At 35.9% G+C, this 15,528-nt stretch carries 9 protein-coding genes and 2 pseudogenes; 2 read left to right on the top strand and 9 right to left on the bottom strand.

Annotated elements, in window-relative coordinates:
• The first annotated feature begins 25 nt into the window (after positions 1-25).
• On the top strand, positions 26-1,132 hold the full coding sequence (locus HPS54_RS07055; RefSeq protein ID WP_172344755.1) for a site-specific integrase: 1,107 nt from the start codon (positions 26-28) through the stop codon (positions 1,130-1,132).
• A gap of 9 nt (positions 1,133-1,141) precedes the next feature.
• Positions 1,142-1,417, top strand: a pseudogene (locus HPS54_RS12920) (virulence RhuM family protein); the annotation flags it as partial.
• A 335-nt stretch (positions 1,418-1,752) separates the two neighbouring features.
• Here the strand turns inward: HPS54_RS12920 and rhuM are convergent.
• The 9 genes and pseudogenes from rhuM to HPS54_RS07010 form a co-directional block, all read right to left on the bottom strand.
• Positions 1,753-2,886 (bottom strand): annotated as a pseudogene (gene rhuM / locus HPS54_RS07050) (RhuM family protein); the annotation flags it as partial.
• 18 nt (positions 2,887-2,904) lie between these two features.
• Positions 2,905-4,458, bottom strand: a complete 1,554-nt coding sequence (locus HPS54_RS07045) for a type I restriction-modification system subunit M (protein ID WP_172344754.1) — start codon at positions 4,456-4,458, stop codon at positions 2,905-2,907.
• A 17-nt stretch (positions 4,459-4,475) separates the two neighbouring features.
• Positions 4,476-6,179 (bottom strand): DUF262 domain-containing protein, encoded by a 1,704-nt coding sequence (locus HPS54_RS07040; RefSeq protein ID WP_172344753.1) that lies wholly within the window; start codon positions 6,177-6,179, stop codon positions 4,476-4,478.
• A 5-nt stretch (positions 6,180-6,184) separates the two neighbouring features.
• Complete coding sequence (locus tag HPS54_RS07035; protein ID WP_172344752.1) at positions 6,185-7,108, bottom strand: DUF5655 domain-containing protein; 924 nt, start codon at positions 7,106-7,108, stop codon at positions 6,185-6,187.
• A gap of 2 nt (positions 7,109-7,110) precedes the next feature.
• Positions 7,111-9,939 (bottom strand): type I restriction endonuclease subunit R, encoded by a 2,829-nt coding sequence (locus HPS54_RS07030; protein WP_172344751.1) that lies wholly within the window; start codon positions 9,937-9,939, stop codon positions 7,111-7,113.
• 123 nt (positions 9,940-10,062) lie between these two features.
• Positions 10,063-10,272, bottom strand: coding sequence for a helix-turn-helix domain-containing protein (locus tag HPS54_RS07025; protein WP_025068811.1), 210 nt, complete (start codon positions 10,270-10,272; stop codon positions 10,063-10,065).
• Positions 10,273-10,356: 84 nt separating this feature from the next.
• Complete coding sequence (locus tag HPS54_RS07020; RefSeq protein WP_229127995.1) at positions 10,357-11,643, bottom strand: phosphorylase family protein; 1,287 nt, start codon at positions 11,641-11,643, stop codon at positions 10,357-10,359.
• Complete coding sequence (locus HPS54_RS07015) at positions 11,598-12,047, bottom strand: response regulator transcription factor (RefSeq protein ID WP_018666070.1); 450 nt, start codon at positions 12,045-12,047, stop codon at positions 11,598-11,600. The genes HPS54_RS07020 and HPS54_RS07015 overlap by 46 nt, the downstream gene beginning before the upstream one ends.
• Positions 12,025-15,522, bottom strand: coding sequence for a hypothetical protein (locus HPS54_RS07010; protein ID WP_172344750.1), 3,498 nt, complete (start codon positions 15,520-15,522; stop codon positions 12,025-12,027). The genes HPS54_RS07015 and HPS54_RS07010 overlap by 23 nt, the downstream gene beginning before the upstream one ends.
• Between the last annotated feature and the right edge of the window lie 6 nt (positions 15,523-15,528).

Genomic DNA, 15,528 nt, shown 5'->3' with positions numbered 1-15,528 from the left:
TGTAAAACTCTAAATATTAAACAGTATGACACACACGTGTACAAAAGTAACAGTTCGTCAGAGAGCGATTCGGAACAATCGCATCTCCTTGTATCTGGATTATTATCCGGCAGTCCGTAACCCAGAGACCATGCAGATGAGCCGTCGGGAATACCTCGGCATCTATATCTATGCCCATCCGAAAAACGAAATGGAAAGGGAGTTCAACAACGATATGTTGAACAAGGCAGAAGCTATCCGTTGCATCAGAGTACAATCGCTCATCAATGAAGAGTTCGGTTTCTTGGACAAGACCAAACAGAAAGCCGACTTCCTTGCCTACTTCAAGAAGATGTGCCGAAGCAAAGACCAGAAATGGACGTTTGTCTACCAACATTTCTATAACTTCGTCAAAGGGCAATGTACTTTTGGTGAGGTAAATGTAGACTTGTGTAAGAAGTTCCGTGAATACCTGTTGAACGCCAAGCAACTCAAACATAGCAACCGCCCTATCTCCCTCAATTCGGCATCTGGCTACTACTCCACTTTCAGAGGATTGTTGAAGATTGCCTATCGGGACAAATGGCTTCGAGAAAACATCAATGACTACCTTGACAAGATTGAACCACAAGATGTGAAGAAAGAGTACCTGACACTGGACGAAGTGAAGCAGCTTGCTGCCACTCCTTGCGATATCCCCGTTCTGAAAGCAGCCTCTTTATTTGCTTGCCTGACAAGTTTACGCATCAGTGATATTCTCAATCTTCAATGGGAGGACTTTGCCATCGCTCCCGACCAAGGCTATTGTTTGCGTATCAGAACACAGAAAACCCAAACGGAAGCAACACTCCCCATCAGCTACGAAGCCTACGAACTGTGCGGTACGCCCGACACAGGTAAGGTATTCAAAGGATTGAAGCGAAGCATGATTAACTATCCGCTGAAGAACTGGCTCAAAAAGGCAGGAATAACGAAGCCGATAACATTTCACGGATTTCGGCATTCCTACGCAGTCATCCAAATCTCTTTAGGTACAGATATTTACACAGTCTCAAAGATGCTAACCCACAAAAACGTTTCCACTACTCAAATCTACGCAGATTTGGTAAATGTGAAGAAACGAGAGACAGCTAATAAGATTTCACTGAAATAAATTACAGCTATGAAACGAGGAATCATAACAAACAACGGACAAGGTATCCATATCTCTGATGGCGAAGTATGGATGACCTCTTGGGAGATTGCCGACTTGTTCTATACAACAGTTAGAGTAATCAACTCTCGCATAAAAGCGATATTGAAAGCCAACGTTTTAAAGGGATATGAAGTCTGCCAATGTATAAAGTTGAAGAATGGAAATAGTGCCGATGTGTATAATCTCAATATGATTATAGTCTTATCCTATCAAATAGACAATCCGCAGACCATTACGGTAAGATTTGGGAATACGCCAATATCTTCTTTGACGTTGACGAGGAGGTTATCCAGGAAGTAAGGCATGAAGGAGAGGAAGAGGTTAAGACCTTAACCGGTTGCTTGGTAGCAATTATCGGAATGCTTATAATTTTGCTTGCATTATTTATATTCTAAGGCAATTTTTGGGTAGTTCTGGCATACTGCTAGTGCATTATCTTTATTGCAATAATAAAATACTTATGAAGGAATATGCTACTAAACTAAGCATATTCCTTTTATTTGTGTGAACTATGGGGTTATTAACTATAATCAAAAAATACTTAAGAATTATGGAAGATAATATTAAAGGTTTTCCGGAGTTGTGATAAGATTCAGCTGGGACAATTCAGAATCTGACAGGTAATTTTTTGCGATGATGGTATCAGACTTTTGTACTCTCCCGTCAGGAGCTTTCTTCCATGTGGTAAGCCCCATATAAGGTTGCTCAGAATCAGCTCGTTGATAGATAATCTCCGCAGCCGTATGATGGGTAACGGCAAGGTGCATCATATTCTGTACCATCTTGAAGAATAACTTTGTATCTTCCGATTTCGGGTCGTAATCCGCACTACATTCTGCATAAATGTCAGTTATCTTTTGGTAATATCTGCGCTCTGAGGTGCGTATCTCACGAATACGCTCAAGCAAATCATCAAAATAGTCTTTTCCAAAATGTTTGCCTTGCTTCAGCCTCTCATCATCAAGGGCATATCCTTTAATGATAAACTCTTTCAGCACTGAAGTCGCCCAAATGCGGAATTGAGTAGCTTGATAGCTATTTACCCTATACCCCACTGCAACAATAGCATCGAGGTTGTAAAATAAAGGCATGCGTTCCACTTCTCGGTCTCCTTCTGTTTGAACTATCCCAATTTTTCGGATAGTTGCCTCTTTAGAAAGTTCTCCTGTTTCATAAATTTGTCCGAGATGATAATTTATGGTTCTGACATCAACCCCAAACAAGTCCGCCATTCTTTTTTGTGACATCCAGAATGTTTCGCTGTTGAAAATGACTTCTACTCGTGCCTCTCCTTGTGCCGTTTTATACAACAATATATTAGAACTTAATGAATTATGCATAAGTTCAGCCATTGAGACCGATTGTGAGAAAAAGTCCCGTGCCTGTTGGACGAGCAACTTTTTGCCATCTGCATTTTCCGCAATAATCATACATGCCATACGAGAAAGACGGAATATATTTATCTTGCGGAATGAGCCGTTTCCTATCTTGACCATATCAACCGCTTGGTTGAAATGCTCGTCCACATTCATTCCCCTTTCTCCGGCTACTTTGATGGCTTTATCTATGACTCTTTGGAATTTCCAATAAGCAGAATAACCCATTGCACCACAAAGGTCACGGGAACTCCAGTATTCATTCCCGTTTTCATCCTTGCGGCATATATTCTCAAATGAAGATGTCATCTGAGGTATGTTGTCATTTTCACCCATTGCTATTACTTTTCTGAACTATTCTACCAGCCCCAATTCTTTCAGATACACCTCAATCTCTTTATCGAGTTCAGCACGTTTGGCTTCCAATTCCTTTATTTCTGCCATTACTGCCTTGATGTCAATCGGTTCTTCCTCTTCAAAGGTATCAACGTAACGGGGAATATTCAGATTGTAATCATTCTCGGCTATTTCTTGAAGAGATGCAAGGTGACTGTACTTTTCTATTTCCTTGCGGTCACGATAAGTTTCGACAATCTTCTGGATATGCTGCTCACGGAGCTTGTTCTGGGTCTTTACCTTTTCAAACTCCTTGCTTGCATCAATAAACAGAATATTGTCATCTTCCTTACGACATTTCTTGAAAACAAGAATACAAGTCGGAATACTTGTACCATAGAAAATATTCGCAGGTAATCCTATAATGGCATCCACATAGTTTTTCTTTTCTATAAGGAAACGACGGATAACTCCCTCCGCATTTACTCGGAACAGTACACCATGCGGAGCAACGCAAGCCATTGTACCACCCTCGTTCAGATGATAAATCATGTGCAGAATAAAAGCATAATCGGCAGTCTTACGTGGTGCAAGCCGTCCTGCTTTGCTGAAACGATCATCAGTATTGAATTTGTCGGCAGCACTCCATTCGGCTGAGAACGGAGGATTTGCAACCACTGCATCAAACTGAGTGTCACCAAACGCATCCCATTCAAGCGTATCACCATTCTCAATCTTGAAATTGCTGAATCTGATGCCATGAAGCAACATATTCATTCGGGCAAGGTTATAAGTTGTTGGATTCTTTTCCTGTCCGTAAATATCAACTGCATTTCCGATATTGGCAGCACGAAGAAGCAACGAACCACTACCGCAAGTAGGGTCATAAACATTACGCAAACGCTGGTGTCCAATGGAAACAATTTCTGCCAAGATACGGCTGACTTCCTGCGGAGTATAGAACTCTCCAGCCTTTTTTCCGGCTCCTGCGGCAAATTGCGAAATCATATATTCGTAAGCATCACCCAAAATATCAATCTCTTGCGATGCCTCTACGCCAAAATCTATATCGTCCAATGCAAGAAGTACATTGCTGACGAGTGTATTCTTGTCATCAGCAGTCTTGCCCAATTTAGGTGAAGCTAAGTCGATGTCCGAAAACAATCCGCCAAAATCCTCTTCACTATCCTGTCCCAACGTACTGTCTTCAATACGCTTCAATGAACGTTCAAGCATAGGCAAGATATTTTCTTTACGCTTGATAGCTTCAATTACTGACGAAAACAAGAATTTCGGTTCTATGAAATAGCCGATATTCTCCAAGCATTGGTTCTTTGCTTCCTCTTGAAGTTCCACCGCATCGGCATCATCCATTTCCCACAATTCCTTAAAGGTTATTTCATCATCCACCAAGGCATTGTTGGCATACTTCTCTATTTTCTCCGATAAGTACTTATAGAAGATGAAACCTAATGTAAAATACATAAAGTCGCTTGCCGACATATTGCCACGCAAACGGTTTGCAACCTCCCAAAGTTGGTCACGGAGTTTCTGCTGTAATTCTTCGCTCATAATCTTAGTCTATTAACTTATTGCAAGTTGAATTCTTTAATTTGCTTAATCAGTAAATCTTTACGTTTTTGTATAAATTCCAGAAAATGATTCAAACTATAGTCATTCATTTCTGGAATGTGATGCCGTTCCTTGAAATTTTCATCCCGATCTTTCAACCAGAAATCAAAAGGCTTAGCGTTTTTAGATTTATTTTCAGAATCATCCAACAATTCTAAATTCAAAATTGAATTATAGCAAGCTTGATACTTTTCTATTGTTGCATCATCGTATCCTTTCGCTCGAAGATTTTTGGTTTTAAACTCATTTTGTGGATAGATATGATCTTCATTGTATTTCTTGTCTTTCCAATCTCGTCCAGGGTATAACAATGATAAAATCAGATAACTATACCTAGTTCCATAATTATAGTTCAACAGGTTCTCTATCTCCATATCATTGAACGTCATTTCAATTTTTAATTCTTTGCTAAGTTCAACATAAGGAAAATAATCCGTTATTGCACTAACGACAGGTCTCATAATATTCAATTTATTATCAGTTGCACTTCCTAATACACCTTTAAGCAACATCATGATAATCCATTTCTGGATATTATTTTGATCTGCTACATCTCTCTGATTAGAGGAAGTCAGATAACCATTATGCTTCCCTCGCAAATATTGAGCAACAGGAAGTAGAACCAATCTTGCCACTAGATTTTTATCCGTAAAACCATATCGACTAATCAATTGAACACTATTAGCAATAGCCTCTTTAGTATCATCCCAATGATCTTCGATGCATTCCAAATTTTTCTTTGTAAATGAACTGAGCTTATATTGTATAGGAAGGTTTTCTGTTAAATACATTGCTCCTTTCATTACGAAGTCTTTACCAAAATTATAACCTGTTCCTATTTTATTTATTTCATCGGTAAACTTATTAATTTCTTCTCTAGCATTCAGTGTTCGCCACTTAGCTGTCGCTGTTGACAAAAGAATATCACTATACTCTAATTTTTGCCCACCTGTATTAGTACGAATGAATATCTCTAACACCTTATCATAATCATCCGATTTTTCTTCATAATAGTTAATATTTTGCGACACGTTGACAACGCTAAATAACTTGCTAATCATCTTTCTAGCTTTCTTTTTGGACTCTTCATCAAAACCGTCAAGCTTATTTTCTATAGAATCTTTAGCATCTTCTGCATCATCATAATTTAATATATCGCCAACACGATACCACAATTGTGGGTAGTCGGTTCTAGAAAGAGGCTGTTCATCTTCTTTAAATAAAAATTGATATGTCATTTCCTCTGGATTATCATCACCTTTATCCCAAAGAAGGTTCAAATAAAGCTTTGTTGTTCTCCACTTCCTATAGAAAAAACGGTATGTACCACGTAAGGCTATATTTATAGATGTTATTCTTTGTTGTCCATCCAAAACCAAATAGATGTCTTGATTTACACCATCCAAATTAGCTTCCTTATTATGAGGAGTTTCCTGATCAAAATCTTTTATAAATTCATATGAAGTCCAATCTTTCTTCTTTTCTTCTCTAATTTTCCAAAATAAAAAAGAACTAATAGGATAGCCACACATAATTGAGTCAAAGAGTTTTTCTACTTGCGCAGGATTCCAAACATACTCTCTCTGAATTGCAGGTAAAAATGTATTCCGACCAATTCTCTCGGAAATCAAATCCTTTATGGTAGTGTTAAAATAAGCCATATGTATTATTCTTTATTCTTATTTATTGTTTGACGCAGCAAATTAAAAACATAATCTATTTCAGTATCGTTTTTCAAAGGGAAACGAACCTCGTAAGCTCCATTCCCCCAATGTCCAACTTCCGACACATCACGAGTAATACCTTCCGGGTCTTTGAGTGTTCCTTTCTTAGCATTGAGAAATAGCCTTATGCCCTTGTTTTGCATGATTATATCACAAAAAACCTTTCCTCCAATTTTGAAACCTATCGTTTTCTTCTTGGGGTATATTGTAATATCTTCCCCAAATGACAGTAAAAACTCTTTGATTTCCGCATAGATATTGAGAAAATCGTCTTCTATATTCTCTAAATGGTCTTGTTCACTATATACTTTAATCTCTTCACTTACGGTAGTTATTGTCTCACTATTAGAGACCGTTTTAATACTTTCCTTGCTTGAACGGTTTACTATCTGTTCAAAGGAAAGCGTATCATTTGTAAAACGTTTGATTTCCCATAGTTCTATAGGCAAATCTTTGAAATTAATAGCTTCTTTTTGATATGTTGTAAAATTGGGAGAAACAAACACCACCTTTGACTGAGACCAATCCACATCATTTCGTTTGAGTGTACCCGATTTAGACTCATTGTATTCTAAAATAAATTCAGCTTTATTATTTAACATCAGGGATAGATAAGCATAACCTTGGTCTATTACACTAAAATTCTTATCTCTTTTATATTCTATTATTACAAAGGACTTTTTCTCTGAATCAAAAGCCAAAGAGTCTATACGGAAAGAACCAATAGAAAATTCCGTCTTGATAAAATCAAGTCCAAGCAATGTTTGGAGATTCTTTTCAACGATGTTTTGAATTTCCTTCTCCAACTTAAATGGCTTCTCTTTTATAAGCGTTAGTTGCTCATTATTTATTTTGTATGTTGACATCCTTATTCCCAACTAAAAGTTTTTATAATGCTACGCAATCTTTCCATAATTCTCGTCAAAGCCTTTCGGGTTTTAATAAGACCAAGATGCTTCTCTTTCAGTGCTTTTTGTATAATCTCCGGCTGTTCTTTTTGCAAATAGTCATACTCTTTTATGTATAGATTCAACACTTCGGCAGAAATTTGTTCATCATCAGCCAAATCACTCACAGCCTTATTGCGTTCCGACACAATATATTGGTTCAGACGTTCCTCTAACTCATTTGTTCCATCTGCTCTATTGCGCCCATTCATGAAGTTTTCCTTGTCTTCATCTACATTCTTTTGGATAAAACCGTCAATGAGTTTTGCTTTGCCTCGCATTCCGGCATCCTTAATCATTGTATCAAGGATATGTTTACGTTTTTCTGAATAATCATCGCTATATGGGTCAAGTTCCGCAATGAGTTCAAGAATATACGCCACATTGATAATGTCACTATGCAGAAGTTCAAGACAGAAATCAATGTCTTCCAACCCTTGACTATTTCCGTATGGAACAGGATCTTCAGCAACAGTTGTCGGTGCAGCAGGTGGATCAATAAACCCAACTGTAATATCAAGGTATTTACTCTTATAATCGTTAAACTGCTGTTCGGTTATGCCGAGGTCGTCAGCATCCTCGCTATAATCTTCATATATCTGGATTTCTGCATGTTTACGGATAATGTCACGGAATGCAAGTACAAAATTCTTCTTGTCATTCTCACTTTGCAGAAAGTCTATACTGCTTGGTGTTGGGTATTTTTGAAGAAAATCTGTTGCCAACGTCTTGTACTCCTGTTTTACTTTTTCAAACGAAGGACGTACTATATCTTCAGGATTGTCGGAATTACTGAACAGTTTTATAGACGTATCAACATTGTTTTTCAAGTCACGGAAGCATACGATTTTACCGAATCGTTTCTTCTCGTTCAACACTCGGTTGGTACGACTGAACGCTTGCAATAACCCGTGATATTCCATGTTCTTATCCACATAAAGCGTGTTCAGCTTTTTACTGTCAAAACCAGTAAGGAACATTCCCACGACAAGACAAAGGTCAAGCGGTTTCATATCCGCTTTCTTCTTTTTCATGCGCAGGTTGATGTCATCATAGTAAGCACGGAAGTTCTCTGTAGTAAAAGATGTACCGAAGTTTTCATTATAATCATCCATAATGGATTGCAGTTCATCCGCTTCGCCCACACCTTCACTGACATATTTCCCCGTGCCCATACCGGTCTGTTCATCATCTTGACTATTATTGGCTGTGTATGTAAATACTGCACCTATACGGATTTTAGGATTCAAAGATTTGAAAATCTTGTAATAGCGGATAAGCATAGGAACAGACTGCACAGCAAACAATGCGTCAAACTCTCCATCAAATGTAGATTTATTAAAGTTGTTAAGGATAAATCTTGCAATCTCCTCCATACGAGCTTGGTTATCGTTATCTACAATCTCGTTACCATGATAATACTCCACGAGGAAGCCAAGCACATTTTCATCGGCAATAGCATCTTTGATAAGATATTTATGAAGACAATTGCCGAAAATTTCTTTTGTCGTATGTCCATCCACTGCATTTTCGGTAAAGATAGGTGTTCCCGTAAAGCCAAAAATCTGGGCATTATCAAAGAACTTCATAATCTTTTTATGGCTATCTCCGAAATGACTACGGTGACACTCATCAAAAATCATTACGATGCGTGAATGACGGATATCATCAATCTTGCTGCTATACCACGTCTTACTAACTGCCGCATTAAGTTTTTGAACGGTGGTTATGATAATTTTTGAATTGCTTTGAAGTCGCTTCACGAGTTCATCCGTATTGTCGGTACTATCCACTGCACCCGGTTCAAAAGCCTCGTATTCCGATTGTGTCTGAGTATCGAGGTCATGACGGTCAACAACAAACATCACCTTATCCACATCATCCAATTCTGATACAAGTTGTGCAGCCTTGAATGAGGTCAATGTTTTTCCGGCACCTGTTGTATGCCAGATATAACCATTATCATTGGAGTTTTGTACACGATCCAAAATCTTCTCTACTGCATAGAACTGATAAGGACGAAGTACCATCAAGCACTTGTCGCCCTCATGCAGCACAATATACTTTCCTATGATTTTGCCAAGCGTACATTTTTCCAAGAAGAATACGGCAAACTTGTCCAATTCATTAAACGGATGATTGGCGGCATCTGTCCAGTTGAATGTAAACTTATACCCACTATTTGGATTATTGGCAAAATAGCGAGTATTAACACCATTAGATATGACAAACAGTTGGATATAATCAAACAATCCGTGAAATGAAGTCTTGTGATAACGCTGTATTTGGTTGTATGCCTGTTTAAGCTCCACGCCACGACGTTTCAATTCAATCTGCACAAGCGGCAAACCATTGATTAGAATCGTCACATCATAGCGGCATTTTTTACGTCCTTCCACTGTAATTTGGTTGGAAACCTGAAATTCATTCTGACACCACTGCTGCCTATTTAGAAATTCCACCCATATACGCTGTCCATCAGCCGTATCAAGCGGATATAAGTCACGGAGTTTCTTTGCCTTTTCAAAACGAGTACCACCTTCAAGGTATATGAGAATCTTCTCAAATTCTTCTGTCGTAAATTCACTACGACCATGTTCTTCCAGTCGTTTACGGTTGTGAACCTCCAACTGTCGTTTAAAATTGGCATACATATTATCCTCTTCCACAATTTGGACATATTCATAGTCCATTTGTTGAAGAGTGGCTATCAGTCCGGCTTCCAATGCCGCTTCACTTTGTGTTGACATATCCTTGCCTTATTATGAGTAGTTACTACTTATTTATCTTGTTATTTAGTATTCTGACATTCAGTGTATTTTCAATCTTATATAGATTAAATACATCTAAGACCACCAAAATCGCTTTAAATTCTATTGTAGTCTTTCCTTTTTATCGGTTATCAAATCTTTTAAATCAACCTGTAGAATCTCGGCAATCCGCTGAAGCGTTTCTAAATTAGGTTGAATCCTATTACAAGCATAAGCATTGACCATGCTAAAACTCTTATCTAACTGTTTAGCTAACCACGTTTGAGAAATGCCTTTTTCTAAAAGGACTGCCTTTATTCTATTCAGTTTCATTCTTTGATACGATTTTGTCATGCAAATATAGTGAATTATATTCAATAATCAGAATTGCCTTGCCAATATCGAAACATCTTTTACTTATAGCATTTCTCTAATAAATTCATATAAGAAAGTAGCACTTGCAAAACAACAAGTTTTATGATGTCCGTCAGCTTTCTTTATATCGGCAAAGTCAGATACAGCTTTAATCCAAAGAGCTTTTTTGCCAAGAGTATGAGCTGTTGCATAAAGAGCAAATCCCTCCATATCAAGTGCTTGTAATTTTCGCTCGTCCTCTTGTAAGTCTTTTACGACAGACGAAGAAGCAACAACAAAAGGACCACAGACTGTTTTGGCTATACAAGCAGACACATTTGATTTTTCATCTTTTAGATTAGCATCATGAATGGAGTCATTTATATCTCTTAAATGTACAGGATCTGATATAAACTCAGCCACCAATGCAATCAAACTATGATTTGCAGGTATCTGATTCATTTCTTTCAAGAATTTAATATCGCCAGACACCTGTTCTTTAAGTTTACCCGAAGCATAATCATGTATTGCATCAGCTATAATAATATCATCTAATGCGATATCACCATTATCTATCCCCGCAGTAATACCTGTCATAAAAATTGTACCTACTCCAAAATGATTATACATGGTAGAGGATAGAATTGAAGTTGCACAAATACCTGGTTTATTTGCACATGCTGCTATAATACTATAATCTTTTAAATGGCTACTTGTAATATTGGTCGTCTTAAATACATATGGAAGTCCTTCAACTTGTATAGTTTCCCATTCACACCCAACAAATGCCTTTTGCATCATTATAAATTCCTCATTCAATGCACAAATAATTCCCAAATCATAAATACTATCATTTTTGATAGATGCTTCTAGATCTTTCTTCATTTGTCCTAACTGGCAGACTTTATCTTTGAGTTGAATCTTCCATTCGTTGTTCTTACGTGAATAAAACAACAAATACCACAATTTATCCTTAAATTCCTTCTGTTGTTCAGAAAATTCTTCCTCATATTCTGTCAAGCCAATTATTTGGATTGGTTTCTTTATACTTTGATTAATGTATATTTCCTCCAACAACTCTACGCCACCACGTCTATTCATCTCAATTTCTAAACCCTCCCGATGTTCAGGAAGCACCATGTCAAGAATGAGCATATCATATGCCTTTGTCTGAAGCAATTCTCTACCATCAACCAAACAACTTGCCTCATCAATCACTATTTCACCCTGAGGAAATAAAGGTTGGATAACAGACTTAAGTGAGTTTCTCTTATCTTGACTATCGTCTAATATTAAAATTTGGATCATGCTATAATTTCTTTTATTTGTTTTTTTAATTGATTCTTCCAATCGTTTTTTTGCGAAGAATAGTACACATAAGACTTGTAATTTTGAGGATAGTCTTTCTTAAGATCAATATCAAAAGCCTCCAACTGTTTACGACCAAATACGTTATACATTGTAACAACAATAACAGGGGTCATAATTTGTCGAAGAAACATTCCTTCAAGAATATATTGACCAGCAGAAGGCTCAGGTAATCCACCACTTGCATCTGTAGACAAATCATAGGTTGACATAGACATATCCAACAATATCAGCGAGTAATCACTCCCGTGTTCAAATATTTCTTCTTGCGCAGAATTATACGATGTACATTGTATAACTTTATAATTAGAAAACTCTTGCTTAAGAAAAGCAAGTATATTACTTGCTTTCTCTTCATAATCTTCAACTAATAATATTTTTTTCATCAACTAGCATGTCTTTTATATTAAACAATACATTAACAACACACTTACCTTCAATAGCTTTAATTGTAAAAGTATTATTCGTGTTACCAAAGTCATATTTTACAATAGTCATAGCCTTCACCAAGCCACTGCCACCTTCCTGCTGTAATTTTGCAATATCATTCATTTTCTTTTCAAAAAGATGATTCAATTCATTTTCTTGAATATTACTTTGAAGATCATTTATCAGTGATATTTTTATTATATCATCATTCAGCATTTGAGAATTGATTTGAAAAATTCTCTGATTTGTTTCCTTGCTGTATTTTAACATATTTGTTAGGAAAATAAAAAATAAATCAAACATAGAAGAACTATATTCAGAACGTATTTGAGCAGGCAGAGACACCATTTTTACATTCATTTCAAATTGAACATCTGAGTAATACCTTGCAGCTTGTTCCATAGTCATGCGAATATGATTCTCAATATCAAAATCTTCAAACTTCGTTTCCTGTCTATGAAACCAGTTTTCTACCTTTGTTAACTTATTGGTCAAAGCTGCTCTTGCATTATTAATTGCCGTTTTTAAATCTGCAGTCAAAGTGTTATGACCAGAAAGAGAATCAATGCAAAGTTCTAATGTTTGCAAATATCTAAATATATCTGGCTTTAATTGATCCGTAATTCTCTCTCTAATAATTTCCAATCGTTTTTCTGTTATTTCCCAAAGATAAGTCATCACACTCTTACAAAATGATTCCCGATCTTGAGTCTTAGATTCAATATCCATCAAGCGATCACATAATTCTTTCGTGTTTACAGCATAATTAAATTCTCCCTGCCTTCCATCGTCTTCATCTACACGAATTTGAATAACAGAATCCTTAAACGTAGATATAAGAAAATCAATATTTTGAGAAAATTTCATTTGTGCTTGATACAAGTTTTTACGCATTTCCGAATCTAAAGAATACTCAACGGACCAATAATCTGAAGGCATATATTGTTGGCCCGACTGATTTAATATAAGATTCAATCGTTCAAAATCGGATCTTAATTCCCCTTCAAATACCCCATGCCGAATTCGTGTACTTAAATATGTTCCTAAACCAAATCTACTTTTCAAGAATGCATATCTAATTACATTAAAAATTTGAAGGGCAACTTCTTCAATCGCATTGTTAGAATAAGTAGCAATATCGTCAATTAAGTCTGCTGCATTGTTATGCGAAAAATCACTACCATTAACTAGTACAAAAATTCTATTACTGCGAGCCAAGGCTGCCTGTTTTTTAAATCTGTCATACAAGTCGTCAATCTTACATAGTTCATATTTCATTATCGCATCTTCATTTACAAAAATCTTACTATCATCTAGTTTTTTCATTCCTCTGTATGCAACTATTTCATGCATTAATTCCGTACACATATTGGAATATAGATCATTTGGGAGAAATTCACTTTTCAGATAGCTGACAATCTTTATTTTTTCATCAAGCACATCTAATGTACTTTTTAGCTTATAGTGATGATACAATAAATCATCTGTGACAAGTAAATATAAAAACAGCTCTACTTTCCTATGATCTCTCTTTTTGAGTTTATCCAATAAATCTGACGGATATGTTGCATTTTCATATTTACAATAACTTTCTAATACAAACTGTTTTTGAGGATAGTTCTCTGCATTTAATAAAATAAATATTAGGAAATCAATATCATTTTTTAAACCCTCATATCTTGAATTCTTAATATCCATCATAAATTGTCTTGTATCTACTTTTGACACAAAAGCTTTATTCTCAATATACTTCTCTACATAAAAACGGATAGCTTTTTGTCGATATGCTACCCCCATATTTATGTACGACATAAATGTATATTCAACTGCAGTTTGTACAGTAGGTATATATTCAGTGTTTTTTTCAATTATGGAGTTCCATAACACTATTGCCTTTTCATATTCTTTGTTTTCAAAAGTAATTTTCGCATTATCTACTTCACGTATATAGGCAACAACTTTTGATTCCTCTGTAGTTAATTTCTCTACTCTTCTTTTTTGATATGGAATAACAACTGATCCTTCACCATGTTTTAGCCCCCAATCCAAATAAATCAGCTTTTCTGCATTATCCTCAAAAGTAGTAGTAAAAAGCGGATCAAAACAACTCATAGTTGATAAATGGAGCCACGGATCCTTATTCCACTTTTTCTCTTCTTTTATGTAATAATCTAATCCACATGCAAAACTTAAACCGTACAAGTTTTTGCAACGTTGATACAATAAATCAAGACTCACGGCATTGTCTTGTTCGGTCATAACAGAATAAATCAAACTTGCAATTTCATTCAAAACAGAATCAGTATTATTGGCTATTTGCTTAAAACCATTATTTTTGAACAACAAAGCTCTACAATATAACTTTAGGACATCAAAATGATATGGTTTGTTAGAAATAAATTCTTTACATTCAGAAATCACATCATCATATTCTCCTGTATAATATTTATCAAGTATGGATATAAAATCTTTATCGTAATATTCTTTAGGCAAATTTTCACACTTACTAAGTAAAATATACGGCATCCAACGGCGATCTGAGGTTATGTCATAGAGCATTGTAGCAAAATCACTTACAATACCATCATTGTTTACATTTTTTATTTTATAAGATCGCAGAATATAATCCATCAATATATACCTATCTATCACAGAATTCAAACTTTCCATCATTAATGCGACAGAAAGATCGTCTATGTTATAATTTTGATAATAGTTCAGACGAAATAAATAGTAATTATAGCGATCGTTTTGGAATTCAGTTCTATTTTTCTTATACCGTGAATACAGCTCTGTATCATACTCGTAAGAAGGAACGGAACGTTGACTCCTTGAAAATATATTTGATAATATTATTGGAACAATTCCACGCTTTAAATCTTTATGGATCGTATTAAAATTGCTAATAATTCCAATGGCTTTTGACAGATCATTCTGAAGCCCAGCTATAGTTAGTCGCATCTCATAATACCAAACAGTATATCCTATACTCCTTAAAGATTCTTCTAATAATGATTCCGCTTTCGAATACTCTCCCAAAAGAATGTATTTTTCAATCTTGTCACGTAAAGAAACGAATTGTTTTAAAATGTTTTTATGTTTCTTCAAACACTGTAATACCCAGTTGATTTCAACCTCTACTGATTGAGGTTTATAGAAATAACGATTCCAACCTGTACCAAGTTCTTCTATCCGTTTGGGCACTGTATTTCCCCATATAACACTATTTAAAATAGGGTGTGATTTAAAGAGACTACCCAATGTCAAATTAATCAAAGTATTGTTTCCTGTATACTTCAATGTAAATGCAATCTCTGACCATTTTTTCTTATCACCTTTCATTGAAAGGAAAGCTTCTGTTAGTTGATAATCTTTCCAAGATGACTTAACCTTTGGAGGTAATACTTGAGGAATAAATTGCTTATTTATCATATTACA

Source organism: Xylanibacter caecicola (assembly GCF_013166515.1).
GTDB classification, from domain to species: domain Bacteria; phylum Bacteroidota; class Bacteroidia; order Bacteroidales; family Bacteroidaceae; genus Prevotella; species Prevotella caecicola.
Note: the sequence above shows the minus strand (reverse complement) of the source record. Positions and strands in the feature narration are given on the sequence as shown.

What these genes read in the sequence shown, in the direction of transcription:
- HPS54_RS07055 (WP_172344755.1), top strand. Translation starts at nt 26, where the DNA reads ATGACACACACGTGTACAAAAGTAACAGTTCGTCAGAGAGCGATTCGG.
- HPS54_RS07045 (WP_172344754.1), bottom strand. Translation starts at nt 4,458, where the DNA reads ATGAGCGAAGAATTACAGCAGAAACTCCGTGACCAACTTTGGGAGGTT.
- HPS54_RS07040 (WP_172344753.1), bottom strand. Translation starts at nt 6,179, where the DNA reads ATGGCTTATTTTAACACTACCATAAAGGATTTGATTTCCGAGAGAATT.
- HPS54_RS07035 (WP_172344752.1), bottom strand. Translation starts at nt 7,108, where the DNA reads ATGTCAACATACAAAATAAATAATGAGCAACTAACGCTTATAAAAGAG.
- HPS54_RS07030 (WP_172344751.1), bottom strand. Translation starts at nt 9,939, where the DNA reads ATGTCAACACAAAGTGAAGCGGCATTGGAAGCCGGACTGATAGCCACT.
- HPS54_RS07025 (WP_025068811.1), bottom strand. Translation starts at nt 10,272, where the DNA reads ATGAAACTGAATAGAATAAAGGCAGTCCTTTTAGAAAAAGGCATTTCT.
- HPS54_RS07015 (WP_018666070.1), bottom strand. Translation starts at nt 12,047, where the DNA reads ATGAAAAAAATATTATTAGTTGAAGATTATGAAGAGAAAGCAAGTAAT.
- HPS54_RS07010 (WP_172344750.1), bottom strand. Translation starts at nt 15,522, where the DNA reads ATGATAAATAAGCAATTTATTCCTCAAGTATTACCTCCAAAGGTTAAG.